Source organism: Stenotrophomonas sp. ATCM1_4 (assembly GCF_004348115.1).
Lineage (GTDB): Bacteria > Pseudomonadota > Gammaproteobacteria > Xanthomonadales > Xanthomonadaceae > Stenotrophomonas > Stenotrophomonas capsici.
The window spans coordinates 2744028-2769397 of the sequence record NZ_QPFB01000001.1; the positions used below are offsets into that span (position 1 = coordinate 2744028).

A 25370-nucleotide genomic window follows, 5' to 3' on the forward strand; every position below is an offset into this window, starting at 1 on the left:
CTGCACCGATCTTGGTCAGCGCGGCGGTCAGGGTGGTCTTGCCATGGTCAACGTGACCGATGGTGCCGACGTTGACGTGCGGCTTGGTACGCTCGAACTTACCCTTGGACATGGCTGCTTCTTCTCGGTAACAAGTTGGTTATGGCATTTACAGCAAGATGGTGCTCACGAAAGGAATCGAACCTTCGACCTCCTCCTTACCAAGGAGGTGCTCTACCGACTGAGCTACGTGAGCGAGTTGTCTATTATGGCAGCTTTTTCATAATGTTCAATGGAGCGGGAGACGGGAATCGAACCCGCACCATCAGCTTGGAAGGCTGAGGTTCTACCATTGAACTACTCCCGCAAGGGAACTGCCACAACGCAAAACTGGTGGAGGGAGGTGGATTCGAACCACCGAAGGCGTAAGCCAGCAGATTTACAGTCTGCCCCCGTTGGCCGCTTGGGTATCCCTCCGCACCACTCCCTTGTCTAGGACCTTGGCCGAACCGGTCAGGGGTGGGTGAGCCCGCTATTCTGGTGATATGCCCTCATGCTGTCAACAGAAATCTTCACATCCGTTGAAGTTTTTTGGCGGGCCCCGCCCTGCCCCGTCATTCGCCCGGCATCTTGAGTTTTTCGTCCGCGAAGATGGCCACGTGCGGCACGCCGTCGGCACCGATCCAGCCCCGGTACATGCCTTCGGTATTGAAGGGCGTGGCCGCCTTGCCGTCGGCGGACAGCACGATGGCGCCACCATCGCCCCCCAGCTCCGGCACACGCTTCACCACGACCTCGTCACCGGCCTGGGCGGGGCTCTCGTGCAGGTACTTCATGCGCGAACAGACTTCATGGGCCACCGACAGGCGGATGTAGAACTCGCCCCAACCGGTGCCGGACACCGCGCACTGGTCGCTGGCGTACGTTCCGGCGCCGATGATCGGCGAGTCACCCACGCGACCGTAGCGCTTGTTGGTCATGCCACCGGTGGAGGTGCCCGCCGCGAGCTTGCCCTGGGCATCCAGGGCCACCGCGCCCACGGTGCCGAAGTGCTTGGCGGTCTCCAGGTTGGCGTGCGCCTGCCCCGCCGCCTCCTCCTTCAGTGCTTCCTGCAGCTGCTGCCAGCGCTTCTCGGTACGGAAGTAGGACGGATCGACCAGTTCGATCTTCTGCTCGGCCGCAAACAACTCGGCCCCCTCCCCGACCATCATCACGTGCGGCGACTGCTCCATCACCGCGCGCGCCAGCAGGATCGGATTCTTCACCGTATGCACGCCGGCCACGGCACCGGCGCGCAGGGTGGCGCCGTCCATCAGCGAGGCATCCAACTCGTTCTTTCCGTCGTGGGTGAAGACGGCACCGCGTCCTGCATTGAACGTGGGATCGTTTTCCAGCACGGTGATCGCAGCGGTCACCGCATCCATCGCCGGCTTGCCCGCCATCAACGCCTCATGGCCGCGACGCAGCGCTTCGGTCAATGCCGCACGTGCCGCACGCTCTTCTTCCGCACTGAAGCCCTTGCGCTCCACGCCGGCACCGCCATGGATGACCAGCAGGGGGGAGGCCGGCGCCGCCCAGGCAGCCCCCGCAGACAACGACGCCAGGCCCAGCAGTACCGCGGAAGTCAGCTTCATGTTTCATCACTCCAGGTAGGAACGGCGATTCTAGGCACGCCATCGACAGGCTGAACAGTGACCCACGAAAAAGGGGCCCGAGGCCCCTTCTTTCCGGTCAATCGCACCGCAGCTTCAGTTCGGGCGCAGTTGCAGCTCACCATCGACCACGCTGGCCACCGCGGTGAAAGCCGCGTTGTCCACCTTGAAGCCGTCCAGGTGCAGGCGGCTGCCGGCACCCACGCCGGTCACCGGGATGGCAGTGAACTCCAGCGACGCGCCGTCGGTGAGCCGCTCGGCGGCGCGCTGCGGCATCACCAGCCAGGCGTAGCCCCCGTTGAGCGAGTACACCCGCGCACGCCCGTCAGCTTCCACACACAGGGCCGTATCCTCGTCCACGCCGATCCCGACGATGTCGCCCTTGCCGCTGTCCCGGGCCGCACGGGCGACGAAGACAATCAGCCGACCCAAGCGGTCGCGCTTGGCGAAATGGGTGTCGGTCACGACATTGGACAGGAAGGGCATGGTGAGGAAATCCTTGTCCATGGTGACTTCGCTGCCCATCGGGTCGCCCAGTGCGGATACCGAATCGACGCTCCCGCCATCCAGCGCGCCATAGGCATAGGCCCCGAGGATGGCCAGCCCGGCACTGGTGCCGCCAATCGGCTTGCCCGCCCGCACATGCGCATTCAGTGCGTCATTGAGCTGCGTTCCCTTCCAGAAACGGATGTAACGCGCCTGGTCACCGCCGGCGATGAAGATCGCGTCGGCGCCACGCACCACGCGCAACACCTCCGGATCATCGGCGGCGGCGCGATTGTCGAACACCAGCGTCTGCACCGCGGTCACGCCACCGACGTCGTTGAATAGTTCCTTCTGCAACTCATCGTCGCCGGAAGCACGCAGGATCACCACCCGTCCATGGCCAGCACGCTCGACCCACCAGTGGAATGCCTCCGGGGCCCAGTCGCCGCCGCCCATCAGCAGCATCGCCGCCTCCGTCTTGCCCGGGCGCGGCGTGTCGAGGTTGCCGATCTGGTAATAGCGGTAACCGTTCTGCGATGCAGCACCGGCCTGTGCCACGGCGGTACCGGCGATGCCCAGCGCCAACAGCACCAGCGCCAGCCGCCCAAGGCAGAAATTCACGCGTTTCATCCCCATCATCCACCGACCACATGTAATCGCTTTCAGGCGTAATGCCAGACTTTTCGGCAGTGGTCAAGCATGTAAAAAAGGTGTTAGATGCAGGAACCCCATTCACAGTTTCTGACAGGGGTAGGCGGCGTTTCCTGACAGGAACTGCCGGGGGGATTTCCAGAACACTTTTCATCAGAGAGCTGATTCATGCGTAAGCACGCAATGGTGTGTTCGATACAGCTGGCCCTGCTCGCCATGACCGCACCGGCCATGGCCCAAACCACTTCGGGGAGCCAGCCCCAACAACTGGATACCGTGCAGGTCACCGGTTCGCGCATCCCGCGCGCACAGGTGGAGGGGCCCGCACCCATCAGTGTCATCAATGCCGAACAGATCAAGGCCGCCGGCCTGACCTCGGTACCCGATGTACTTCGCGCGCTCAGCCAGAACAACGGCTACACGCAGGGACAGCAGAACACCACCGGCGCACAGTCCACGCCCGGCGCACAGGCCGTGGACCTGCGTGGACTCGGACCGAATCACACGCTGGTGCTGATCAACGGCCGCCGCATCGCCGACTTCCCCCTCCCGCTCAACGGCAAGAGCAACTTCACCGACGTCGGCAACATTCCGCTGGGAATGATCGACCGCATCGAAGTGCTCACCGGCAGCGCCTCGGCCGTGTACGGCTCCGACGCGATGGCTGGCGTGATCAACTTCATCCTGAAGAAATCCACCGATGGCACCACCATCGACTACCGCTACGGCGACACCAGTCGCGGCGGCGGTGAATCGCATGACCTGACCCTGACGACCGGCTTTGACCGCGGCAACTTCACCGGCATCGTCGGCGTGGAACTGATCAACAAGCGTCCGCTGTGGGGTAGCGATCGCAAGGCCCAGGATTCCACGTTCGACGGCCCGACCGAGCGCAGCCGGCTGCTGCACCTGGTGGCCCGCCGCTATGACGTGGACGATGACGTGGCGATGGACCCGGAAGGCGCATGCGCGAACCTGGGGGCGCTCAACGGCGGCAGCACCACGCTGGCCGCCGACCGCTATGGCGAGCCGTACTGCGGCAGCGACCGCGTCGTCGGCTATCGCACCATCGTCAACGAGCGCAAGGGCGCCACCGCCTACGGTTCGTTCGAGTACCGCTTCAACGACGCGCTGTCGTGGTTCGCCGATGTCCAGCTGGGCCACCAGAAGGTCAAGCTGATGACCGGCAACGGCGGCAACAATGCGGTGAGCGACAACATGGGCTGGGAGTTCCACGACCCCGCCTCGACCGACAACAACGACAAGGTCTTCTACAACGCCGGCACCGGCCACTACGAGATCTGGCAGCGGCAGTTCAGCCCCGAGGAAGTGGGCGGCCTGGGCAACCGCATGAACACCACCACCCAGAAGACACTGGCGGTGACCACCGGCCTGAAGGGCATGTTCGGCGAGAACTGGAACTGGGAAGCGGCCTACAACCATTCCCAGTACAAGGCCGACGTGAAGATGCCGCGCATCAAGGCCGACGCCGCCAACCGCTTCTTCCTGGGCGAACGCCTGGGTTACGACGCCGATGGCTATGCGATCTACAACCCCGATCCGGCCCGCCTGTACACCCCGCTGACGGCGGCGCAGTTTGCCTCGTTCGCCGCCATGTCCACCTTCCGCCCCGAGGCGAAGAACGACAACGTCAGCTTCACCGCCGACAATGGCTCGCTGTTCTCGTTGCCGGCCGGTGACGTGGGCTTTGCCGGCGTCATCGAGTACGGCCGCCAGTCGTATGCGATCAATCCCGATCCGCTGGCATTGACCGCCGATGCCTACTACGGCCCGCAGTACGGCGATGGCGATGGCAGCCGCAACCGCTGGAGCGCGGCGGGCGAACTGCGCGTGCCGGTGACTTCGAACCTGGAAGCCAGCCTGGCCGGCCGCTATGACCGCTACAGCTTCGGCAACCGTAACCCCGGCAAGTTCACCTACAGCGCCGGCCTGGAATGGCGCCCGTTCGACACCCTGCTGGTGCGCGGTTCGTACGGCACCGGCTTCCGCGCGCCGGACATGCACTACCTGTTCGCCGGCGATGATTTCTACCGCAAGGTTTCCACCGACTACTACCAGTGCCGTACCGATGAACCCGGCTTCAACAATGGCAAGTGCTACGACGAGGGCGACTGGGACACCAACACCCTCGACGTCTATGCCGGCAACGAGGAGCTGGACGTGGAGACCAGCAAGTCGTTCACGGCCGGCTTCGTGTGGTCGCCGATCGACGGCCTGGACCTGGCGGTGGACTACTACAAGATCAAGGTGATGAACCAGGTGCAGTCGCAGGACCGCGAGGTGCTGCGCATCACCGAAGCCAACTGCCGGCTGGGCGTGACCGACAGCGGTGCGGCGGTGGACATCAACTCGCCGACCTGCGTCGATGCGCTGGCCCGTGTCATCCGGGACGCCGACGGTACCATCACCAGCGTCCACTTCGCGCCGATCAACATCGCCCGCGAGGAGACCTCGGGCGTGGACGTGACCGCCAACTACCGCCTGCCGACCACCCGCATCGGCAACTTCAACCTCAGCGGCAGCTACACCTGGGCACGCAACCACACCCGCCAGCAGTATCCCGGCGACCCGACCGAGGACATGCTGGCCGTCACCTTCGTCGACACCACCATGCCGCGCGTGAAGTCCAACCTGGGCGTGAGCTGGGACCGTGACCAGTGGGGTGCCAGCCTGTTCGGCAACTACCTGGGCCGCGTCGCCAACTACGACAACGACGCGTGGACCGAGGCCACCTGGCGCTTCAACGCCGCGGCGCGGTATGACATCACCGACCACCTGCGGGTGTCGCTGACGGTCAACAACCTGTTCGACAAGATGCCGCCGAAGGATGCCACCTGGGCTGCCTATCCGTACTACAACACCTCGTGGTTCGACACCATCGGCCGCAGCTACTTCGTGCAGGTGACCTGGAAGCTGGGCGGCAAACCGCTGTGATCATCGATTGACTGCCGTACCCGAAGCCCGCCGCAAGGCGGGCTTCGTTTTTTCGCCATCCAGCGGCGCCTCCAGTTCTCGGATGGCAATTTAGGAATCCACTGATGTGCGCGTCAGTGGCCGCTCCCTAGCATGCAGCGATGCACCGCCTTCTTCCCCGGCGTCATGCCATGGACGCCCCCGTGGTCGCCGCCAGCGTCCTGCTGCGCGCACTCTCGCTGTGTGTGCTGTTGTGCCTGCTCGGAACCGCCGTCTTCTACCTGTTGGGCCAGCTGGACGAAGCAGTGTCGCAGCACCGTCGCGACATGAACGCCCGCGCCTACCGCACCCAGCTCTACTTCGACCAACGCGAAGCGCTGCTGAACTACCTGGCCGATTCGGTCGTGCAGGTGCCCTTGCGGGAGGACACTCCCCTCCCGGTGATCGAAGGCGCGGTCCGGCACCTGCCGCTGGGCCAGGTTGGCAGCCGCCAGCAGTTGCAACTGCTGCTGCCCGCACCGGCCGAGCGCACCCTGCGGGAACTGGGGGTGCGGCTGATCCACGTGGGCCCGGGCACTGATGCCTCCGGGCACTGGCTCTCCCCGATCAACACCGAAACCGCAGGCGTCCCCATCGGCGTGGATGCAACCCTCCTGCGCCTGCATGCCGCGCCCGGGCAGAGCCCCCCGCAGGTGCAATGGCTGGCCTCGCCGCAGGCACCGGGCACGATCCACCTCTATCGCGCCATCGATGATGCCACCGTACCGCAGCACTGGCTGGTACTGGCCCTGGATGCCGCAGCATCCGCCGCCGTCGTTGGTTGCGGCACCACCAGCGCCTGCGCGCTACTCGATGCCAGTGGACAGCCGGTGCCTCCCACAAACCCTGGCAAGGGAGCGCCGCCCTCGCCAGGGTTGCGCGAACTGCAGGGTGATCGCTTCGGCTTCGCCTGGCTGCACGGGCTGACATTGCTGAAGGGGATCGGCCGGGACGACTGGCGATTGGTCCAGCATGTCCGCCCCGCGCGGCTGCTGAAGGACATCGGCATGCCCCTGGCGGTGACCCTGCTGCTATGCGTGGTGGCGGCCGTCACCCTGCGCGCACTGACGCTGAAGCTCGACCGCCAGATCATCGGCCCGGCACGTGACCAGCACCGGCAGCTGTTGGAGAGTTTCCATTTCGGCAGCACGGTCGTGGAGATGGCGCCGGTCGGCATCTGCGTGCTGCGCTGCCACGATGGCCAGATCATGCTGGAGAACCAACTGGCACGCGACTGGTTGGCGCAGACCATCGCAGCGAGGACTGGAACGCGGCGTGGCGCAGCATCGCCCGCAGCAGCCATGCCTCCACCGCGGCCCGGCAGGCACGCGATTTCACCACGCATGATGGCCGCGAGCTGCAGGTGCTGTACAGCGCCACCCGCTACCACAATGAAGACGTACTGCTGTGCGTGTTCAGCGACATCAGCCGACACCGCCAGATCCAGGCCGCGCTGGCCAATGCAAAGTTGGCGGCCGACAACGCCAGCAAGGCCAAGAGCGCATTCGTGGCGACGATGAGCCATGAGATCCGTACGCCGCTGCACGGCCTGCTTGGCACGCTGGAACTGCTTGCCGGCACCTCGCTGGATCCACGGCAGGCGCGCCTGCTGGAAACCCTGCAACAGTCCTCGGCGGTCCTGCTGCAGCTGATCAGCAACGTACTGGACGTCTCGCGGATCGAATCGGGACAGCTCGGCATCCGTCCGGCACCGTTCTGCCCGCTGGACCTTGCCGAGACGACGCTGCGCAGCTATGCCGATGCAGCGCTGCGCAAGCAGCTGCAGATCATGGTTTGCACCGACCCGACCCTGCCGATGCATGTCACCGGCGACGCCGATCGCATCCGCCAGATCCTGGGCAACCTGCTGAGCAACGCGATCAAGTTCACCGACAGCGGGCGGATCGTGATGCGGGTCTGGCCCGAACAGGACGAGACCGGCATGCAGCGCATCTGCTGGCAGGTCACCGACACCGGCGTGGGCATTCCCGTAGCGGCCCAAGCACGCTTGTTCAAGCCGTTCCAGCAGGTCGAAGGCCAGCACCGCGCGGAGGGCAGCGGGCTGGGGCTGTCGATCAGTCGCCATCTGGTCGAACAGATGCATGGCGAGCTGCAGCTGGTCAGTGCATCCGGATTGGGCAGCAGCTTCACCATCCGCCTACCACTACCCTCCGCCGCGGAAGATGATGGGAACACGCCGCGCCTGCTCGCCGAACCGGTGGTGTATGTGCGCTGCCCGGTGCTGGAGCTGACCGAGAGCGCCTGCCAATGGCTGCAACGCTGGGGCGCCACGGCACGACCATGGCCGGGCTTGATGCAGGCCATCGAACCGGGCGCCATCCTGGTGGACAGCGATCCCGGCGGCGCGGCGCCCTTGTCCTGGTCCGGCCCGCGCGTGATCACCACGCCCGATGCCGGCGACCAGCCCATCGCTCATCCGGCGCGGCCGGACGAACGCATCGTCAGCCTCTTCAGCATCCGCGCCATCGCCGCCGGCGTGGCACAACTGCAGCAGGGGGTGCTGTTGCCTGCGCCCCCCGCTGCTCCCCGTCATGGACATGCCCTCGGGTTGCAGGTGCTGGTGGTCGAGGACAACCCTATCAATCGCCTGCTGCTCCAGGAGCAGCTCGAAGCGCTCGGCTGCCAGCCGACCCTGGCCGCCGATGGCTGCGAGGCATTGGCCTGCTGCCGCGCACGCGACTTCGACGTGATCCTGAGCGACATCAACATGCCGCGGATCGACGGCTACGCATTGGCGCGTCGGCTGCGCGCGGTCGGCATCTCGACGCCGATCATCGGCGCCACAGCCAACGCCGCGCCCGAAATCCGTGCGCTATGCCGCGAGGCTGGCATGGACGACTGCCTGTTCAAGCCCATCACCCTGCAGGCGCTGCAGGCCCAGTTGGCGACGCTCGGTCTGTCCCCCCATCAGGCATTGGAGGAACCCGCCCTCGCCCCTGTCGCTGCCCCTTCCACCACGACGGATGCGTTGCAGGTGCCAGCGGACGTACTGCAGGTGTTCATAGACACGATGCGTTCGGACATCAGCCACCTGGGTGTAGCAATGGCCGATGCCGAACGCCCACTGGCCTCGCAGCTGCTGCACCGGATCCGTGGCGCGCTGGTCGTTGTTTCGGCCACTGGCCTGGCCGATGCCGCCCAGCTCGCCGAGCGGCAGGTGGCCGGCTCCGCCCCTTGGGCGGAGGCCATCGATGCAACCAACACATTCGTCTTCCGGCTGGAGGGCGCACTGCGCCAACTGGAGACGGCCGGCCCGGTAGCGTCGCGACTTGCGCCGATGCCCGCAGCAGGGACGGAGGAGGCTGATGCACGCAACCGTAGTGATCGCTGACGATCACCCGATCGTCCTAGCCGGCATCCGCCACGCCATCGAGCGCGACCCCCGGCTGGAAGTGGTCGGCCAGGCGCAGGACCCCTCCTCGCTGGTGGCGCTGATGCATGCGCATGCCCCGGACATCGTCATCACCGACTACAACATGCCGGGTAACGACGCACTGGGCGATGGCATCAAGCTGGTCTCCTATCTGCTGCGGCATTTCCCGCACAGCCGCCTGCTGGTGCTGACCATGGTGTCCAACCCGTCGATCATCGCTGCGATGTATCGCGCCGGTGCCGGTGGTGTGGTGCGGAAAAGCGGTGACTCCGCCGAACTGGGGCTCGCGCTGTCCGCGCTGCTGGCACGCCGCATCTACCGACCGGTGGAGCAGACATGGGCTGACCGCGCCGCGGTATCCATGACGCCTGCCGCGCGGTTGTCGCCACGCGAGTTCGAAGTGCTGCGCCTGTTCGCCAACGGCCGCTCGGTGGGGGATATCGCGCGCCTGCTCAGCCGCAGCATCAAGACGGTCAGCACGCAGAAGGTCAGCGCCATGCGCAAGCTGGGCACACGCACCGACCAGGAACTGATCTCGTTCTGCCTGGCGTCGGATCTGTTCCGGTGATCGCAGTCTGCGTTGTCGCGTACCAGGCGGGAACCTGCCGCTGATCACGGCGTGGACGCTGCATTGCCGGGGGAAACCGTGGTGCGCATGCAGTTTTCCACATGGCATGTGGAGAGTGATGGGAGAAGCGTGTGGATAACCGCGTGCAGCCCCTGCGCTGCAAGGGTTTCGAAAGCGTGATCATATTTTCGCCAGCGTGCAATCCCGGCACCGGCAGCGAGCGCCTCGTCCCCCGCCCTCCCCTTGGTTTCGCCAGAGGGAGGGGATGGATGCCAGCACTCGGACGGTTTTCCACACCCCATGTGGAAAGCGATGGGAGAAGCATGTGGATAAGTGCTTGCAGCCCTTGCGCGACAAGGCGCTTCAACCACTGGTCAATAATTCACCACATCGCACGTATGCACCATCGGGCAGAAACAACAAGGCCCCGCGGTGCGGGGCCTTGTGATGCGGCAACGTCCGCGAATCAGACGTTGAAGCGGAAATGCAGGATGTCGCCTTCCTGCACGCGGTACTCCTTGCCTTCCAGACGCAGGCGGCCGGCTTCCTTGGCACCGGCTTCGCCGCGGTACTTGATGAAGTCGGCGTAGGAAATGGTTTCCGCGCGGATGAAGCCCTTCTCGAAGTCGGTGTGGATCACCGCGGCGGCCTGCGGCGCGGTGGCCCCCTTGCGCACGGTCCAGGCGCGGACTTCCTTCACGCCAGCGGTGAAGTAGGTCTGCAGGCCCAGCAGGTTGTAGGCGGCACGGATCACGCGATTCAGGCCCGGCTCTTCCAGGCCCAGGTCGGCCAGGAAGGTGTCACGGTCTTCGTCGTCCAGCTGCGACAGCTCTTCCTCGATGGCCGCCGACACCGGCACCACTTCGGCACCTTCGGTGGCGGCACGCGCACGCACGGCCTCCAGGTGCGGGTTGTTGTCGAAGCCATCCTCCAGCACGTTGGCGATATACATCACCGGCTTGAGGGTGAGCAGGAACAGGTCGCGCACCAGCGCCTTTTCTTCATCGTCCAAGCCGACGCTGCGGCCGGACTTGCCGTCGGACAGCGCCGCCTGCAGCTTGGCCAGCACCGGCTTGCGCGCGGTCGCTTCCTTGTCGCCGCCCTTGGCGGCACGCTCGGCGCGGTTGAGCGCCTTCTCGACGCTGTCCAGGTCGGCCAGCGCCAGTTCCAGGTCGATGGTGTCGATGTCGGCGATCGGATCGACGCGGCCGGCGACGTGGATGATGTCGGTGTGTTCGAAGCAACGCACCACGTGGGTGATCGCGTCCACTTCGCGGATGTGGGCCAGGAACTTGTTGCCCAGGCCTTCACCGCTGGCGGCACCGGCCACCAGGCCGGCGATGTCGACGAACTCAACCGCGGTCGGCACGACCTTCTGCGGGTTGATGATGCCGGCCAGTTCGTTCAGACGCTGATCCGGTACCGGCACGATGCCGACGTTCGGTTCGATCGTGCAGAACGGGAAATTGGCCGCGGCGATGCCCGCCTTGGTCAGTGCATTGAACAGGGTCGACTTGCCGACGTTGGGCAGACCGACGATGCCGCATTTGATACCCATGCTAACTCCACGATTCGAGATTCCGGCTTGCGCTCTCCCGCGGGCCATCGCCCGGGAAAACGCAAGCCGCAATCATGGCCGGGCGGTGTGCAACCGCTTCATGGCCTCATTGAAATCCCCTGCCACCGCCAACGGCATCACGTCGATGGCCGCATCGATGGCCTGGTCCATCAGCACCGCATCCTGCGGCGACGGGCGGTTCAACACCCAGCCCACCACGCGGTCCTTGTGGCCGGGATGGCCGATGCCCAGACGCAGGCGATGGAACTTGCCGTGACCGAGCAGGCGAATGGTGTCACGCAGGCCGTTCTGGCCACCGTGGCCACCATCGAACTTGAGCCGTGCCACGCCGGGCGGCATGTCCAGTTCATCGTGCGCGACCAGGGTCTGTTCGGGCTCGATCTTCCAGAAGCGCTGTGCGGCGGTGATCGACTTGCCGGAAAGATTCATGAACGTCGACGGCTTGAGCAGCCAGACCGACTGGCCACCGATCTCGACCTTGGCCACTTCGCCGAACAACTTGCTTTCCAGCGTCCAGCGCGCGCCCTGCCGCTGTGCCAGGGCCTCTACGAAATGAAACCCGGCATTGTGCCGGGTCCGGGCGTGCTCGGGGCCGGGGTTACCCAGGCCGACGATCAATCGCAATCCAGTCATCTGTACGAATCATCTGCCTGGCCCGCCCCGAAGGGCGGACCGGGCATTGCCGATTACTCGGCCGATGCTTCTTCAGCGCCGGCGGTCTTGGCGATGACCACGGCGTCGTCGTGGTTCTTGCCCAGCTTCAGCGCCGGGATTTCCACGCCGGCCGGCAGCTTCAGGCCCGACAGGTAGATGATGTCGCCAGCCTTCAGCTCGCCCAGGTCGACTTCGATCGACTGCGGCAGGTCCTTCGGCAGGCAGGCGATGTTCACTTCCTTCAGTTCGTGGGTGACCAGCACGTCGGCGGACTTGCCGGCCGGCGAGGTGTCTTCGTTGATGAAGGTCAGCGGCACCGAAGCGTGCAGCACTTCGTTGTCGTTCACGCGCTGGAAGTCCAGGTGCATGACCAGCTGCTTGTACGGGTGACGCTGCATGTCACGCAGCAGCACCTTGTGGATGGTGCCGTCGAGGTTCAGGTCGATGATCGACGAGTAGAACCAATCGTTGAACTGGGCCAGCCAGATTTCGTTGTGGTTGAACTGAACCTTCACCGGCTCGCGATCACCACCGTAAACGATGCCCGGCACCACGCCAGCGTGACGCAGGCGGCGGCTCGCACCCTGACCTTGCACGTCACGACGGGCGACCTTGATTTCGTGAGACTTTGCCATTGTTGACTACTCTAGGTTGATGCACCGCCTCGCGGCGCTGCGTAAAGACTCTTCCGCGACCAGAAGAGTCTGTTGTGATCCCCGGCGGATGCCAGGGACCGGAAAATCAATCCACGTACATCGAGCTGACCGACTCACCGAAGGCGATGCGGCGCATCGTCTCGGCCAACATCTCGGCCACGCTGATCTGGCGGATCTTGGGACAGACGCGGGCCACTTCGGACAGCGGGATCGTGTCGGTCACCACCAGCTCGTCGAGCTGGGAGTTGTTCAGGTTGTCCACCGCCGGGCCGGAGAGCACGGCGTGGGTGCAGTACGCGGCGACCTTCAGCGCGCCACGCGCCTTGAGGGCGGCAGCGGCGGCGCACAGGGTGCCGGCGGTGTCGACGATGTCGTCGACCATCACGCAGGTCTTGCCCTCGACGTCACCGATGATGTTCATCACGGTGGCGACGTTGGCACGCGGACGGCGCTTGTCGATGATGGCCAGGTCGGCATCATCCAGGCGCTTTGCCACGGCGCGGGCGCGTACCACGCCGCCGACGTCCGGGCTGACCACGATCAGGTTGTCGGTGCCGTAGGCGCGCCAGATGTCGGCGAGCAGCAGCGGCGAGGCGTACACGTTGTCCACGGGCATGTCGAAGAAGCCCTGGATCTGGTCGGCGTGCAGGTCGACCGTGAGGATCTGGTCGGTGTTCACGGCCGAGAACATCTTGGCGGCGACCTTGGCGGTGATCGGCACGCGCGAGGAACGCATGCGGCGATCCTGGCGGGCGTAGCCGAAGTACGGAACCACCGCGGTGACGGAGGCGGCGCTCGCGCGCTTGAGCGCGTCGATGATCACCAGCAGTTCCATCAGGTTTTCCGCGCTCGGCGCGCTGGTCGGCTGCACCACGAACACGTCCTGCTTGCGGACGTTTTCCTGGATCTCGACCTGTACTTCACCGTCGGAGAACTTCGACACCAGGGCCTTGCCCGGGCGGACCCCCAGCTCCTTGCAGATGCTTTGCGCAAGGCGCTTGTTGGCATTGCCGGAAAAGACCAGCAGGTTCGGGGAGTCTTGCATGACAGCTCTCTCGGGCGGGGGACGAGTAGCGGAAGGATCGGCGGGTTACTGCAGAGATGATGCGTGTTCCGGGGCGCGCACATCCGTTGCGCTTACAACCACAGGGAAAGGAATGGCAGGGGCGGTAGGATTCGAACCTACGAATGCCAGGATCAAAACCTGGTGCCTTGGGCCTCTTGGCGACGCCCCTGCATCAAACTATTCCCGTCGTCTCCAGCGCATCGAGCAGTGGCGAGTGGTCAACACCCGCGGCCACCCAAGCCCGCAGTTCCTTCGGCAACTCCGCCAATGCCTGCTCTGCGGCAGCGCGCGTGGCGAACTCGACGAAACAACCGCTTCCCGACCCCGTGAGCCGTGCCCGACCGATACCTGACAGGGCCTGGAACGCCGCCTCGATGGCAGGTTCCCGACGCCGCAGCACCGGCTCGAACGCATTCCCGAGGACGGTCCCGGAAGCGAAGTCCGCTATTTTCACGGGCGCGGCATCCCGCGTCAAATCCGGCGAACGGAAAAGTTCAGCCGTGGGCACGTGAACCCCCGGATCGGCCAGCACGTACCAGGCCTGCGGCAGCCGGATCGGCAGCAGCTCCTCGCCCACGCCCTCGGCCCAGGCGCTGCGGCCGCGCACGAACACGGGTACGTCGGCACCCAGCGCCAGACCGAGGGTGGCCAGCGCATCCTCGTCCAGCCCCGTGCCCCACAGCGCATTCAGGGCGACCAGGACCGTGGCGGCATCGGATGAGCCACCGCCGAACCCACCGCCCGCAGGAATGCGCTTTTCAACGCGGATATCGACACCTTTTGCGCAATTGGCGGCACTTTTAAGCGCGAGCGCCGCGCGCACCACCAGATCATCGGCCTCGGCCACACCCGGTACCGAGGGCCCCTCGCGGTGAACCTGACCATCTTCACGCACGCGCAGGCCGATGCGGTCACCCCAGTCCAGCAGCCGGAACACGGTCTGCAGCACGTGGTAACCGTCGGGGCGGCGCCCGGTGATGTGAAGAAACAGGTTCAGCTTAGCCGGGGCCGGCCAGAACGACCAGCCTGCGGCATCGGGACGAAGGCTCATGGTGCGCCGATGCTCCATTCATCGACGATCAGGCGCACCTTGGCGTCGCCATTGACCGCTTCGATGCGGCGCGGCAGTGCAGGCCGGCCGGCTTCTGCCGGGTACCAGTCCAGGTAGTCGACCTGCCAGCCCTGTTGCCGCAGCACGCGCGGACGCCCTTCGGCATCGAACCCCAGGTGTTCCGGGGCGATGGCCCCTTGTGCAGGCAGACCACGCACCCATTCCGGCAACTGCTCGACCGGGATCTCCCAGCCGGTCGCCTCGGCCAGCACCTGGCCGGCGTCGTCACCACTGCGCGGACCACCGTCCAGCCCTTCCAGGCGGGCCGGCTGCCCGTCACCGCCGCTCAGCTGCCAGCTCTGCCGGGTCACCGGCGCGGCGAGGCTGATCTGGTAACCGCCCCCCTGCTGCTGCCAGTCGATCCGACCATTGCCGCCATTACGGCCCTTGCTGATCGCCACGCGCCCCTGGAACGCCCAGGCCGGCTGCGCGCGCAGCGCATCGCGCCGGGCCTGCTCGGCGGCCTGTGCCTGCGCCGACACCTCGGCCACTTCCAGCGTGACCGGCGATGCCTGCCGCGTTGAAACCGAGCCACAGGCGCTGAGCACCCCGACCATCACCAGCACCCACGGCGCCCGCCACGTCATCTGATTCATACACCCAGTTTCTCGATCGCGCGCAGCAACGCGCGGTTGTCCGGATCCAGTTTGCGGGCCTCGTCGAAGAAGCGCCGCGCCTCTTCCTTCTGCCCCGTCACCCACAGCACTTCACCCACGTGCGCGGCCACTTCCGGATCCTTGGTCAGGCTCCAGGCGCGGCGCAGCTGCACCAGGGCCTCTTCGTTGCGTCCCAGCCGGTACAGCACCCAGCCATAGCTGTCGATGATGGCCGAGTTGTCCGGCTCGGCGACGCGCGCACGCTCGATCAGCTCCAGCGCCTCCTGATAGCGATGGGTGCGATCGGCCAGGGTGTAGCCCAGTGCATTGAGCGCAGCCACGCTTTCCGGCTCGGCGACCAGGATCTTGCGCAGGTCCGCCTCGGCACGCGGCACGTCGTCCTTGCGCTCCCAGGCCAATGCACGCGCATACAGCAGCGCGCTGTCGTCCGGGTAGGCGGACAGGCCGCGGGTCAGCACGTCCACCTCGGCGGCGCTGTCGCCGTCACGCTGCTGCAGGTCCGATTCGAGCAGGTAGGCGTCCCGGCGAACGTCATCGTCGACGGAAGCATCACCCTGCACCTCATGCACTTCCTTGAAGGCCTGGGCCTTCTCGCCCATCAGGTGCAGCGCGTTGACCGCGCGCAGCTGCGCCTCGCCACGCTGGTCGCCGCCGGGCACGCCGTGGTACCAGTCCACCGCCTCCTGGTACCGCTTGAGGTACTCGGCGATCTTGCCCAGCAGCAGGCGCTGCTCCGGGTCCGGCTTGCTGGCCTTGGCCGAGATGTCCTCGTACAGCGCGAGCAGCGCGGCATCGTCCTTCTGCTTGGCCATCAACGAGGCACGCATGCCCCAGCTGTGCAGGTCCTGATCGCCCTGCGCCAGCACCTGTTCGGCGGCCTTGGGCTCGCCGAGCGCGTCGTAGGCGATGGCCAGCGCATTGCGCAGCTCGACGTCGGCCGCGGCCTTGGGCTCGATGTCCTTGAGCAGCGCCAGCGCCTCCTCCTTCTTGCCCGCCTGGTTCAACTGCGTGGCGTGCAGCAGCACCACCCGCGGTTCCTCGGGGAAACGCCTGACCACTTCACCCACCATCCGCTGGGCCAGCTCCGGGCGCTCCATGCGCAGCGCCAGGCGGCCGAACTCCTGCCAGGCCTCCAGGTCCTCGGGAATCGCATTGGCATCGATCAGCATGCCCAGTACCTGCGCCGGCACCGCCGGGTCACGCCCACCGGTGGCCAGCGCCAGCAGGGCGTTGCGCCAGGCGTTCGGCTCGGGGGAACGCAGCACCACCAGCAGTTCCTTGCGCGCGGTTTCGACATCGCCCTTGCGCATGGCCAGCGAGGCCCGGGTGGCACGTACCGCGATCGCGCCCGGATCACGCTGCGCCCACAGCGCCAGCGCCTGGGTGGCGCGCTCGTCGTCACCGGCCAGCATGGCGATGCGGGTGGCCCGTTCAGCCAGCCCCACGTCGCCGCGCGCCTCCTGCGCGGCCTGCAGGTACCAGCGGGCGGCATCGGGCAACTTGCCGGCCTGCAAGGAAAATTCACCGGCAAGGACCGGTGTCAGCGGCGGCGCGGCTTCGGCCGCCGGCCGCGTCTGGGCGGCCTTGGCCGGGGCCGCCGACAGCGGGAAAACCGGCAGGGAAAGCAACAGAACGGTGCATATGCGATGGAATACGGGCATCTGGCGCAACCGGGCCGTAAAATGGCGGCCTTCAACAGCCAGCAGCTTATCGCAAGCAACTGAACAGATGACCCTCTGGGTGCTCGGACTGAATCACCACACTGCGCCGGTGGAACTGCGCGAACGCGCCGCCTTCGGTGGCGACGTGCTGCCGCGCGCGATGGATTCACTGCGCCAGAGCCCGCAGCTGTCCGAGGCGGTCCTGCTGTCCACCTGCAACCGCACCGAGCTGTACGCGGTGGCCGAGGATGGCCAGGCCCTGCAGCAGTGGCTGGAGCAGCATGCCGGCGACCTGCAGGGCTACCTGTACCAGCACGCCGACGGCGAAGCGGTGCGCCACCTGTTCCGCGTCGCCACCGGGTTGGACTCGATGGTGCTCGGCGAGCCGCAGATCCTGGGCCAGGTGAAGGACGCCTGGTCGCTGGCCCACGACAGCGGCGCCATCGGCCACCAGCTGGACAAGCTGTTCCAGCAGACCTTCTCCGTGGCCAAGCGCGCACGCACCGATACCCGCGTGGGCGCCAACCCCATCTCGGTGGCTTCCACCGCGGTACGGCTGGCGCAGGACTCGTTCGCACGCATGGACGAATCCACCGTGCTGCTGGTCGGCGCCGGCGAGACCATCGAACTGGCCGCCAAGCACCTGGGCGAAGCCCGGGTGAAGCGCCTGCTGATCGCCAACCGCACCCTGGCCCATGCGCAGGACCTGGCCACCCGCCACGGTGGCGTGGCGTTGCCGCTGACCGAGCTGGAACGCCACCTGGGCGAGGCGGACGTGGTGTTCTCCGCCACCGCCGCGCGCGAGCCGGTGATCCTGCACCGCCAGGTCGCCAGCGCCCTGCGCAGCCGCAAGCACAAGCCGATGCTGTTGTTCGACCTGGCGGTGCCACGCGACATCGAGGCCGAGGTGGGCACGCTGTCCGACGCCTACCTGTACACGGTCGATGACATGGAGCGTGCCGTCGAGGAAAACCGCCGCAGCCGCCGCGAGGCCGCTGCCGAGGCCGAGGCGATCATCGACCTGCAGGTCTCGCGCTACCAGGACAACCTGCGCGCGGCCAGCCTGCAGGCCCCGATGCGCCAGCTGCGTGCCTTCGGCGAGGCCACCCGCGCCGAACTGCTGGCCAAGGCCCGGCAGCAGCTGGCCCATGGCAAAGAGGCCGATGAAGTCCTGGAGCAACTGGCGCACGGCCTGACCAACCGCCTGCTGCACCCGCCCACCGCGGCGCTTCGCCAGGCCGCGCTGGAAGGCGATACTGACCTTACCCGCGCCGCCGAGCGCCTGTTCCCGGCCACGCCCGGGTACCACCACCCCGTAGCGAGAACCGATGACGCCGACCCTGCGCCGTAAGTTGCTGGCCCTGGCCGAGCGCCGTGAAGAACTGGAACGTCTGCTGGCCGACCCTTCCGTGGTCGCCGACAACGAACGCTTCCGCAATTTCTCCCGCGAGTTCGCACAACTGGAGCCGGTGGCCAACGCGCTGGCCGAGGAGTCGCGCGCCAAGGCCGACCTGGCCTCGGCCGAGGCCATGCGCGGCGACCCGGATCTGCGCGAGCTGGCTGAAGAGGAAATCAGCGCTGCCCAGCAGCGCCTGCAAGCCCTGGACGAGGAACTGGCGCTGCTGCTGGTGCCGCGCGACCCACGCGATGAAGGCAACCTGTTCCTGGAAGTGCGCGCCGGCACCGGTGGCGACGAGGCGGCGATCTTCGCCGGCGACCTGTTCCGCATGTACGCCCGCTACGCCGAGCGGCAGGGCTGGAAGGTGGAGATCGAGTCGGACAACCCCGGTGAGCATGGTGGCTACAAGGAAGTGGTGGCACGCGTGGTCGGCCGCGGCGCCTACTCGCGGCTGAAGTTCGAATCCGGCACGCACCGCGTGCAGCGCGTGCCCGCCACCGAATCGCAGGGGCGCATCCATACCTCGGCGGCGACGGTGGCGATCATCCCCGAAGCCGATGACGTGGAAGACATCACCCTCAACCCGGCCGACCTGAAGGTGGACACGTTCCGCTCCTCGGGCGCCGGCGGCCAGCACGTCAACAAGACCGAATCGGCGATCCGCATCACCCACGTCCCGAGCGGCGTGGTGGTCGAATGCCAGACCGAGCGCAGCCAGCACGCCAACCGCGACAAGGCGATGAAGCGACTGAAGGCGCAGTTGCTGGACGCCGAGCGCAGCAAGCAGGCCGCGGCGCAGGCGGAAAGCCGACGCCTGCAGGTCGGCAGCGGGGACCGCAGCCAGCGCATCCGCACCTACAACTTCCCGCAGGGCCGCATCACCGACCACCGCGTGGAAGGGCTGACGCTGTACGACCTGCCCAACATCATCGAAGGCGAGTTGGATGCGTTGGTGAGCCGCCTGCAGCACGAGCACCAGGTGGACGAGCTGGCGCGGTTGGCCGAAGGCAGCTGAGGCCTTGTTCTACGGCCTCGCGTGAGGCTGCGGGGAAGGCTCCGAAGCAAACGCGGAACCCCCCTCCCCAACCCTCCCCTTCGCTACGCGAAAGGGAGGGGGCCGACGCGTCGACTGCCGGCCGGCTTCCCGCTGTTGCTGTTGCCCTGCCCTCTCCCGCACGCGGGATGGCTGGGGCGAGGGCAGCCTTTGCTTCGAAGCCTCCTTCACTGCGCCAAACGATGGAGATCGAACAGCAACGCGCGGGTGACCTCTTTCTTGCATGGCCCGGGCGACCCAAGCAAAAACCACGCAGGCACGGCAGAATCCCCTGCAGTACCGTCCGTCGCCGTTGATCCCATGTCCCACGCTTCCAGCGAACGCGCGCAACTGCGCGCCGCCGTCACCCGCCAACCCGCGGACTTCATTGCCTGGGTCATGCTGGCCGATGCCGAACTCGGTGCCGGTGACATCCAGGCCGGCGAGCAGGCCGCGCAACGTGCCCTGCGCCTGCGACCGGACCACCCCGAAGCCCTCGCCCGCCTCGGCCGTGTGCGCTGGATGCAGCACCAGCATCAACAGGCGGCCGAACTGCTGCAGCGCGCCTGCCAGCTCGCCCCGCACCATCCGGGCATGGCGCTGTGGCTGGGCCACGTCCTTGAGGATGCCAACCAGCCGGAGGCTGCCGCCGAGGCGTATCGGCGCGCACACGCGCTCGCCCCCGACGAGCCCTACATGGCGGCACAGTTGTTGAACTGGCAACGCCGCCTGTGTGATTGGCGCAACCTCGATGCGCTGTCACGCCAGGTGCGTGATGCGGTCGCACACGGCAACCCCGCCGTCGAGCCATTCGCCTTCCTCAGCGAGGACGCCAGCCCCGCCGAACAGCTGGCCTGCGCGCGCCAACGCGCACAGGTGCTGGCGCAATCCGTTCCGCGCCTGCCGCCACGCCCGCTGCGCAGCCACGGCCCGTTGCAGGTGGGCTTTCTTTCCAATGGCTTCGGCGCGCATCCCACCGGCCTGCTGACGGTGGCGCTGTTCGAACAGCTGCGCCGGCAATCGCAGCTGCAGGTGCAACTGTTTGCCCTCAACGCCGATGACAGCAGCCCGATCCGGCGACGCCTGCAGGCCGCCGCGCACGTGCTGCATGCGCTTGCAGGCCAACCGCATGCCGCCATCGCGCAGCAGATCCGCGCGGCCGGCATCGACATCCTGTTCGACCTGCGCGGCTGGGGCGGTGGCGGCACCCCGGAAGTACTGGCAATGCGGCCGGCGCCAATGCAGGTCAACTGGCTGGCCTACCCCGGCAGCTCCGGCGCGCCGTGGATCGACTACCTGCTGGCCGACGGATTCGTCGTGCCGCATGCGGCCGAAGCGGGCTTCAGCGAGAAGGTGCTGCGCCTGCCGCGCGCCTTCCAGCCCTCGGACAACACCCGCAAGGTGGAGCCCACGCCGACGCGTGCCGAGTGCGGGTTGCCCGCACAGGGCGTGGTGTTCTGCTGCTTCAACAACAGCTACAAGCTCAATCCGCGCAGCGTCGCCCGGTTGTTGCAGGTGCTGGCCGGCGTGCCCGGCAGCGTGCTGTGGTTGCTGTCCGGCCCCGGCCAGGCCGATCAGCGCCTGCGCCAGGTAGCCCGCCAGCAGGGCATTGATCCGGAACGGCTGGTGTTCATGCCCAAGTTGCCGCATCCGCAGTACCTGGCCCGCTACCGCCACGCCAACCTGTTCCTGGACACACACCCCTACAACGCACACACCACGGCCTCCGATGCACTGTGGGCCGGCTGCCCGGTGCTGACCACGCCCGGGCAGACCTTCGCCGCGCGGGTGGCCGGCAGCCTCAACCATCACCTCGGGCTGGACGCGATGAACGTCGCCGATGACGCCACCTTCGTCGCCACCGCCATCGCGCTGGGCAATGACCCGGACGCACTGCAGGCAGTGCGCGGGCAGCTGGCGATCGCCCGCGAGCAATCCGGCCTGTTCGACATGGCCGCGTTTGCCGAGGACTTCACCGCCCTGCTGCACGGCCTGGCCCGTGGGCATGGCTGGCGGGGCGATGACGCCGGCTGACACAGGGCTGCGCTAGTCTCGGCATTCCAGACCGGGAGCCATCATGGGCAAGCTCAAGCGCAAGGAATACGAACAGCTGCTGGAACCGATGCAGCTGGAACTGGCGAACATGGCTCGCTGGGCCCAGCATTGCGGGCAGCGCATCCTGGTGCTGTTCGAGGGCCGCGACACCGCCGGCAAGGGCGGCGTCATCCAGGACGTGGCCAAGCACCTGAACCCACGGCAATGCCGCGTGGTCGCCCTGCCCAAGCCCACCGAGCGCGAGGACACGCAGTGGTACTTCCAGCGCCACGTCGCGCACCTGCCGGCCGCCGGCGAGATCGTGCTGATGGACCGTAGCTGGTACAACCGCGCCGGCGTGGAAAAGGTGATGGGCTATTGCACCCAGGCCCAGTACCACGCCTTCCTGCAGCAGACGCCGGTGTTCGAGAAGCTGCTGGTGGACGACGGCATCCTGCTGTTCAAGTACTGGCTGTGCGTGGACCAGGTCCAGCAGGAAAAACGTTTCGCCGAGCGCCGCGAGGATCCGCTCAAGGGCTGGAAGCTCTCGCCGGTGGACTTGAAGTCACGGCTTGCCTATGCCGACTACACCACGGCACGCGAAGCCATGCTGCAGGCCACCCACACCGCCCACGCGCCGTGGACGCTGGTGGACTTCAACGACCAGAAGCATGGCCGCCTGACCCTGATCCGCGACCTGCTCGACCGGCTGCCCGACACCCGCGTCGACGAGCCGCTGGTCGCGCTGCCGCCGCTGCCGGGCAAGCCGAAGAAGGAAAAGTACGGCGTGGTGAAACCGATCGCGTCGGTGCCGATCGGCGTCGATTGAGGCCTGCCGGCAACCGCATCGCCCCCACCGTGGCACATGGGCGGGGTTGGGAACCCGGCCTACGTCGGCGCGTTCCGCGCGCCGGGTCAGGCCACCTTGCCGCCGGCCGCGCTGATGGCCTGCTCGATCTCCTGCGCGTTGACCGGGCCAACGAACTGCTTGGCCACCTTTCCGTCCGGTGCGATCAGGTAGGTCATCGGCAGGCCGCGCGGGGTCGCGAAGTCCTTGGGCGGGTCGTAGACATCGAGGATGGCGATGGGATAAGCCACCGGCCGCGCCTTGAGAAAGCCCTGCATCTCGTCCAGCTCGATGTCCTCGTAGGCCAGCCCCACCACCTCGACGTTGCTGCGCATGGCGTGCAATGCCGACAGTTCCGGCATTTCCTGCAGGCACGGCGCACACCACGTCGCCCAGAAATTGACCACCACCCACTTGCCGCGGTGGCTGGCCAGGTCGTAGGTCTTGCCGTCGACGGTGGCGACCTGCAACTGCGGGAACTCGGCGGTCCGCTGCACCGCTTCGACCGGCGCGTTGGCCGGTGCCGCCGGTGCGGCCGGTGCAGGTATCGCCGCCTCCGGCGCGGCGGTGGGCGCCTGCGGCGTGCAGCCGGCCAGCACCAGTGCCAGCACGGCGAACGGAACGAGGGTGCGGTTCATCAGGTTTCTCCGGAAGAGGTATAGATATCGTCGACGCGGCGCTTGAGCAGGGTGCGCAGCGGTACGCGCAGCTCATCCAGCGCGCGGCATGCGGCCTGCCCGAGCAGGTCATCGCGGAATGGCAGGTATTCCTCGGCCACGGGGATGCGCAGCTGCGAGCTTTCGTACAGCTCGGCCAGGCTGAGGCCATCCAGGTCGCGCGCCAGCAGCCACTGCCCGCGCTCGTCGCGGCGCAGCAGGTCGATGCGCTCCATCTGCTCGAGCAGCTGCTGCAGCAGCGAATCGGTCAGCATCGGTTCGAGCAGCAGGATCTGTTCCTCGTCCAGCCCCTTGCCGTCCTGGCGCGCCTCGCGGAACCGACCGATCAGGCGCAGCAGGCCGTACAGCTCGCAGCCCTGCGGCAGGCGCAGGGCGACCGGCTGGTAACGGAAGGCAGCGATCGAGGAGGCCAGCGAGGCCCCCATCAGCACCGATACCCAGCCCAGGTAGATCCACAACAACAGGATCGGCACGAAGGCCACCGTGCCATACAGTTTCTGGTAGGACTGGAAGCTACCCAGGTACAGCCCCATGCCCCACTTCACCAGCTCCAGCATCACCACCGCCAGCAATGCGCCGGGGATGGCATGCCGCCACTTCACCGAGTGGTGCGGCACCACCCGGTAGATCAGCATCACGCACGCCAATTCGATCAGCACCGGCGCCAGGCGCAGGCCCAGGTCGGCCAGCCAACGCCCTTCGTTGGTCCCGAACAGGGGCAGCGACAGCACCTTGGCCGAAACGGCCAACGACGCCGCCGCCAGCAAGGCGCCCAGCGTCAACACCGTCCAGTACACCAGGAAGCGGGTCAACTGCGGGCGCGCCGAAGCCACCCGCCAGATGCGGTTGAAGGTCTGCTCGATGCTGTTGAGGGTGATCAGCAGCGATACCACCAGGGCGATGAAGCCGGCCGCGGTCAGTTGCCCGGCGCTGGCCGAGAACTGGCGCAGGTAGCCTTCGGCGGCGCGCGCGGCCGAGGGCACGAAATTGGAGAACACGTAGTCGCTGAGCGCTTCGCTCCAGCGGTCGAACATGGGGAATGCGGACAGCACGCCGAACACGACGATCGCCAGCGGCACCAGGGCGAACACCGTGGTGTAGGCCAGCGAGCCTGCGGCCTGGAACAGGCGGTCGTCGATGAAGCGGCGCCACAGGAAGCGTGCGAAGGTCGCCGTACGCGCCCGGTCACGCAGCCGCTCCGTCCATAGATTGAGTGAATCCAGAGGTTCCATTGGGGAAGGGTACCCGATGCAAAGCGCGGCCCGCATCGCCGATACTGCGGACTCCTGCGTGATGAATGGATGGTGTGATGGCGGAAATTCTGGTGCTGTACTACAGCCGCGGCGGTTCGGTGGCCCGGCTGGCCCGGCAGATCGCCCGTGGTATCGGCGAGGTGCCGGGCATGAGCGCCCGACTGCGCACGGTGCCGCCGGTGGCCGCCGTCACCCAGACCAGCGCCCCGCCGGTGCCCGAGGACGGCGCGCCCTACGTGGAGATCGCCGACCTGGCCGAATGCGATGGCATCATGCTCGGCAGCCCCACCCGGTTCGGCAACATGGCCGCGCCGGTCAAGCACTTCCTCGATGGCCTGGGCGCGGAATGGGTGAACGGTACGCTGGCCGGCAAGCCGGCGGCGGTGTTCACCTCCACCGCCTCGATGCACGGCGGCCAGGAGTCGACGCTGCTGTCGATGCAGGTGCCACTGCTGCACCACGGCTGCCTGATCGTCGGCATCCCGTTCACCGAACCGGCGCTCAGTCATACCACCACCGGTGGCACGCCCTACGGCGCCAGCCACGTCGCCGGTGCACAGGACGACCCGCAGCCCAGCGATGACGAAGCCCACCTGGCCCGCGTCCTGGGCCGGCGCGTGGCCGACATCGCGCGGCGGTTGGCCGCGCCATGAAGGCGCGGGCGCGCGACGGGGTCCTGGGCCTGGCGCTGCTGGCGCTGGCGGCCCTGTACGGCGTGTGGTTCCGTGCCGACCGTCATCTGGCCGCGGTGCTGCTGGTGTTCGTGGCCCCGCCGCTGCTCCTGCTGGCCGGTGTCATCGCCCGGCGCGCCGGTGCCCGTTTCTGGGCCGGGGTGCTGGCCCTGTTCTGGTTCAGCCATGGCGTGATGAGCGCCTGGGCGCACCGCGAGCTCGCGCTGTACGCCTGGCTGGAGATCGGCCTGTCGCTGCTGGTGATCGGGCTGGTGAGCGTGCCCGGGGTACGTGCGCGGTTCGCGCGGAAGACACCGCGATAGCCGCTGGCACCGGGCCCTGCCCGGGCGGCGGCTTGGATTATCATGCGCAGCATCGCGGCATGGCGCCGCTGGCAGTCACCGCAAGG

At 66.9% G+C, this 25370-nt stretch carries 22 protein-coding genes and 4 tRNA genes; 10 read left to right on the forward strand and 16 right to left on the reverse strand.

Going from position 1 to position 25370, the window contains the following annotated elements; genetic code table 11:
• The 6 genes from ATCM_RS12750 to ATCM_RS12775 form a co-directional block, all read right to left on the reverse strand.
• A partial coding sequence (locus tag ATCM_RS12750; protein ID WP_132866169.1) for a GTP-binding protein occupies window positions 1–112 on the reverse strand: 112 nt, incomplete at its 3' end.
• 47 nt (window positions 113–159) lie between these two features.
• Window positions 160–235, reverse strand: a tRNA-Thr gene (locus tag ATCM_RS12755).
• 37 nt (window positions 236–272) lie between these two features.
• Window positions 273–346, reverse strand: a tRNA-Gly gene (locus tag ATCM_RS12760).
• A gap of 24 nt (window positions 347–370) precedes the next feature.
• Window positions 371–456, reverse strand: a tRNA-Tyr gene (locus ATCM_RS12765).
• A 137-nt stretch (window positions 457–593) separates the two neighbouring features.
• Entirely contained in the window at window positions 594–1613 is a 1020-nt protein-coding gene (locus tag ATCM_RS12770) for an isoaspartyl peptidase/L-asparaginase (RefSeq protein WP_132864879.1), read from the reverse strand.
• 114 nt (window positions 1614–1727) lie between these two features.
• The gene (locus tag ATCM_RS12775; protein WP_132864880.1) at window positions 1728–2747 is read right to left on the reverse strand and encodes a cyanophycinase; all 1020 of its coding nucleotides are present in this window, start codon (window positions 2745–2747) and stop codon (window positions 1728–1730) included.
• Window positions 2748–2936: 189 nt separating this feature from the next.
• Between ATCM_RS12775 and ATCM_RS12780 the strand changes: the two genes are divergently transcribed.
• The 4 genes from ATCM_RS12780 (at window position 2937) to ATCM_RS12790 (ending at window position 9703) form a co-directional block, all read left to right on the forward strand.
• Window positions 2937–5723, forward strand: a complete 2787-nt coding sequence (locus ATCM_RS12780; protein ID WP_132864881.1) for a TonB-dependent receptor — start codon at window positions 2937–2939, stop codon at window positions 5721–5723.
• Between the two features lie 170 nt (window positions 5724–5893).
• Window positions 5894–7261: a hypothetical protein gene (locus tag ATCM_RS19360; RefSeq protein WP_243694014.1), complete on the forward strand. Its 1368-nt coding sequence runs from the start codon at window positions 5894–5896 to the stop codon at window positions 7259–7261.
• A complete protein-coding gene (locus ATCM_RS19365) occupies window positions 7258–9093 on the forward strand; it encodes a hybrid sensor histidine kinase/response regulator (protein WP_243694097.1) in 1836 nt (611 codons plus the stop codon). Before ATCM_RS19360 ends, ATCM_RS19365 begins: the two co-directional genes overlap by 4 nt.
• Window positions 9068–9703 (forward strand): response regulator, encoded by a 636-nt coding sequence (locus ATCM_RS12790; protein WP_132864882.1) that lies wholly within the window; start codon window positions 9068–9070, stop codon window positions 9701–9703. The genes ATCM_RS19365 and ATCM_RS12790 overlap by 26 nt, the downstream gene beginning before the upstream one ends.
• Before the next feature lie 466 nt (window positions 9704–10169).
• Here ATCM_RS12790 and ychF read toward each other — a convergent pair whose 3' ends face one another.
• The 8 genes from ychF to ATCM_RS12830 form a co-directional block, all read right to left on the reverse strand.
• Window positions 10170–11261, reverse strand: a complete 1092-nt coding sequence (gene ychF, locus ATCM_RS12795; RefSeq protein ID WP_132864883.1) for a redox-regulated ATPase YchF — start codon at window positions 11259–11261, stop codon at window positions 10170–10172.
• Window positions 11262–11333: 72 nt separating this feature from the next.
• Complete coding sequence (gene pth, locus ATCM_RS12800) at window positions 11334–11915, reverse strand: aminoacyl-tRNA hydrolase (protein WP_132864884.1); 582 nt, start codon at window positions 11913–11915, stop codon at window positions 11334–11336.
• Between the two features lie 53 nt (window positions 11916–11968).
• Entirely contained in the window at window positions 11969–12571 is a 603-nt protein-coding gene (locus tag ATCM_RS12805; protein WP_132864885.1) for a 50S ribosomal protein L25/general stress protein Ctc, read from the reverse strand.
• A 106-nt stretch (window positions 12572–12677) separates the two neighbouring features.
• Window positions 12678–13637, reverse strand: a complete 960-nt coding sequence (locus ATCM_RS12810) for a ribose-phosphate diphosphokinase (protein WP_132864886.1) — start codon at window positions 13635–13637, stop codon at window positions 12678–12680.
• Window positions 13638–13750: 113 nt separating this feature from the next.
• A tRNA-Gln gene (locus tag ATCM_RS12815) sits at window positions 13751–13827 on the reverse strand.
• Between the two features lie 3 nt (window positions 13828–13830).
• Window positions 13831–14709: a 4-(cytidine 5'-diphospho)-2-C-methyl-D-erythritol kinase gene (gene ispE, locus ATCM_RS12820; protein ID WP_132864887.1), complete on the reverse strand. Its 879-nt coding sequence runs from the start codon at window positions 14707–14709 to the stop codon at window positions 13831–13833.
• Window positions 14706–15365 (reverse strand): lipoprotein insertase outer membrane protein LolB, encoded by a 660-nt coding sequence (gene lolB, locus ATCM_RS12825; protein WP_243694015.1) that lies wholly within the window; start codon window positions 15363–15365, stop codon window positions 14706–14708. The genes ispE and lolB overlap by 4 nt, the downstream gene beginning before the upstream one ends.
• On the reverse strand, window positions 15362–17047 hold the full coding sequence (locus ATCM_RS12830) for a tetratricopeptide repeat protein (RefSeq protein ID WP_132864888.1): 1686 nt from the start codon (window positions 17045–17047) through the stop codon (window positions 15362–15364). The genes lolB and ATCM_RS12830 overlap by 4 nt, the downstream gene beginning before the upstream one ends.
• A 67-nt stretch (window positions 17048–17114) precedes the next feature.
• On the opposite strand from ATCM_RS12830, the gene hemA reads away from it, so the two are divergent.
• The 4 genes from hemA to ppk2 all read left to right on the forward strand — a co-directional run bounded on the left by hemA (window position 17115) and on the right by ppk2 (window position 22342).
• Entirely contained in the window at window positions 17115–18398 is a 1284-nt protein-coding gene (gene hemA, locus ATCM_RS12835) for a glutamyl-tRNA reductase (protein WP_132864889.1), read from the forward strand.
• Window positions 18376–19461, forward strand: coding sequence for a peptide chain release factor 1 (prfA, locus tag ATCM_RS12840; protein ID WP_132864890.1), 1086 nt, complete (start codon window positions 18376–18378; stop codon window positions 19459–19461). Before hemA ends, prfA begins: the two co-directional genes overlap by 23 nt.
• Window positions 19462–19800: 339 nt before the next feature.
• Window positions 19801–21513 (forward strand): tetratricopeptide repeat protein, encoded by a 1713-nt coding sequence (locus ATCM_RS12845; RefSeq protein ID WP_132864891.1) that lies wholly within the window; start codon window positions 19801–19803, stop codon window positions 21511–21513.
• A gap of 43 nt (window positions 21514–21556) precedes the next feature.
• Window positions 21557–22342, forward strand: coding sequence for a polyphosphate kinase 2 (gene ppk2, locus ATCM_RS12850; RefSeq protein ID WP_132864892.1), 786 nt, complete (start codon window positions 21557–21559; stop codon window positions 22340–22342).
• A gap of 86 nt (window positions 22343–22428) precedes the next feature.
• Here ppk2 and ATCM_RS12855 read toward each other — a convergent pair whose 3' ends face one another.
• Together ATCM_RS12855 and ATCM_RS12860 are read right to left on the reverse strand one after the other, a co-directional pair.
• Complete coding sequence (locus ATCM_RS12855; protein WP_132864893.1) at window positions 22429–22998, reverse strand: TlpA disulfide reductase family protein; 570 nt, start codon at window positions 22996–22998, stop codon at window positions 22429–22431.
• A complete protein-coding gene (locus tag ATCM_RS12860; RefSeq protein WP_132864894.1) occupies window positions 22998–24269 on the reverse strand; it encodes a YihY family inner membrane protein in 1272 nt (423 codons plus the stop codon). The genes ATCM_RS12855 and ATCM_RS12860 overlap by 1 nt, the downstream gene beginning before the upstream one ends.
• Window positions 24270–24346: 77 nt before the next feature.
• Between ATCM_RS12860 and wrbA the strand changes: the two genes are divergently transcribed.
• Window positions 24347–24943 (forward strand): NAD(P)H:quinone oxidoreductase, encoded by a 597-nt coding sequence (gene wrbA / locus ATCM_RS12865; RefSeq protein WP_132864895.1) that lies wholly within the window; start codon window positions 24347–24349, stop codon window positions 24941–24943.
• A complete protein-coding gene (locus ATCM_RS12870) occupies window positions 24940–25284 on the forward strand; it encodes a DUF2069 domain-containing protein (protein WP_132864896.1) in 345 nt (114 codons plus the stop codon). Before wrbA ends, ATCM_RS12870 begins: the two co-directional genes overlap by 4 nt.
• The last annotated feature ends 86 nt before the right edge of the window (window positions 25285–25370 follow it).

Bases quoted from the DNA above. Each gene is read 5' to 3' on its own strand.
- ATCM_RS12770 (WP_132864879.1), bottom strand. From the start codon at position 1,613: ATGAAGCTGACTTCCGCGGTACTGCTGGGCCTGGCGTCGTTGTCTGCG.
- ATCM_RS12775 (WP_132864880.1), bottom strand. From the start codon at position 2,747: ATGAAACGCGTGAATTTCTGCCTTGGGCGGCTGGCGCTGGTGCTGTTG.
- ATCM_RS12780 (WP_132864881.1), top strand. From the start codon at position 2,937: ATGCGTAAGCACGCAATGGTGTGTTCGATACAGCTGGCCCTGCTCGCC.
- ATCM_RS19360 (WP_243694014.1), top strand. From the start codon at position 5,894: ATGGACGCCCCCGTGGTCGCCGCCAGCGTCCTGCTGCGCGCACTCTCG.
- ATCM_RS19365 (WP_243694097.1), top strand. From the start codon at position 7,258: ATGAGCCATGAGATCCGTACGCCGCTGCACGGCCTGCTTGGCACGCTG.
- ATCM_RS12790 (WP_132864882.1), top strand. From the start codon at position 9,068: ATGCACGCAACCGTAGTGATCGCTGACGATCACCCGATCGTCCTAGCC.
- ychF (WP_132864883.1), bottom strand. From the start codon at position 11,261: ATGGGTATCAAATGCGGCATCGTCGGTCTGCCCAACGTCGGCAAGTCG.
- pth (WP_132864884.1), bottom strand. From the start codon at position 11,915: ATGACTGGATTGCGATTGATCGTCGGCCTGGGTAACCCCGGCCCCGAG.
- ATCM_RS12805 (WP_132864885.1), bottom strand. From the start codon at position 12,571: ATGGCAAAGTCTCACGAAATCAAGGTCGCCCGTCGTGACGTGCAAGGT.
- ATCM_RS12810 (WP_132864886.1), bottom strand. From the start codon at position 13,637: ATGCAAGACTCCCCGAACCTGCTGGTCTTTTCCGGCAATGCCAACAAG.
- ispE (WP_132864887.1), bottom strand. From the start codon at position 14,709: ATGAGCCTTCGTCCCGATGCCGCAGGCTGGTCGTTCTGGCCGGCCCCG.
- lolB (WP_243694015.1), bottom strand. From the start codon at position 15,365: ATGAATCAGATGACGTGGCGGGCGCCGTGGGTGCTGGTGATGGTCGGG.
- ATCM_RS12830 (WP_132864888.1), bottom strand. From the start codon at position 17,047: ATGCCCGTATTCCATCGCATATGCACCGTTCTGTTGCTTTCCCTGCCG.
- hemA (WP_132864889.1), top strand. From the start codon at position 17,115: ATGACCCTCTGGGTGCTCGGACTGAATCACCACACTGCGCCGGTGGAA.
- prfA (WP_132864890.1), top strand. From the start codon at position 18,376: ATGACGCCGACCCTGCGCCGTAAGTTGCTGGCCCTGGCCGAGCGCCGT.
- ATCM_RS12845 (WP_132864891.1), top strand. From the start codon at position 19,801: ATGTCCCACGCTTCCAGCGAACGCGCGCAACTGCGCGCCGCCGTCACC.
- ppk2 (WP_132864892.1), top strand. From the start codon at position 21,557: ATGGGCAAGCTCAAGCGCAAGGAATACGAACAGCTGCTGGAACCGATG.
- ATCM_RS12855 (WP_132864893.1), bottom strand. From the start codon at position 22,998: ATGAACCGCACCCTCGTTCCGTTCGCCGTGCTGGCACTGGTGCTGGCC.
- ATCM_RS12860 (WP_132864894.1), bottom strand. From the start codon at position 24,269: ATGGAACCTCTGGATTCACTCAATCTATGGACGGAGCGGCTGCGTGAC.
- wrbA (WP_132864895.1), top strand. From the start codon at position 24,347: ATGGCGGAAATTCTGGTGCTGTACTACAGCCGCGGCGGTTCGGTGGCC.
- ATCM_RS12870 (WP_132864896.1), top strand. From the start codon at position 24,940: ATGAAGGCGCGGGCGCGCGACGGGGTCCTGGGCCTGGCGCTGCTGGCG.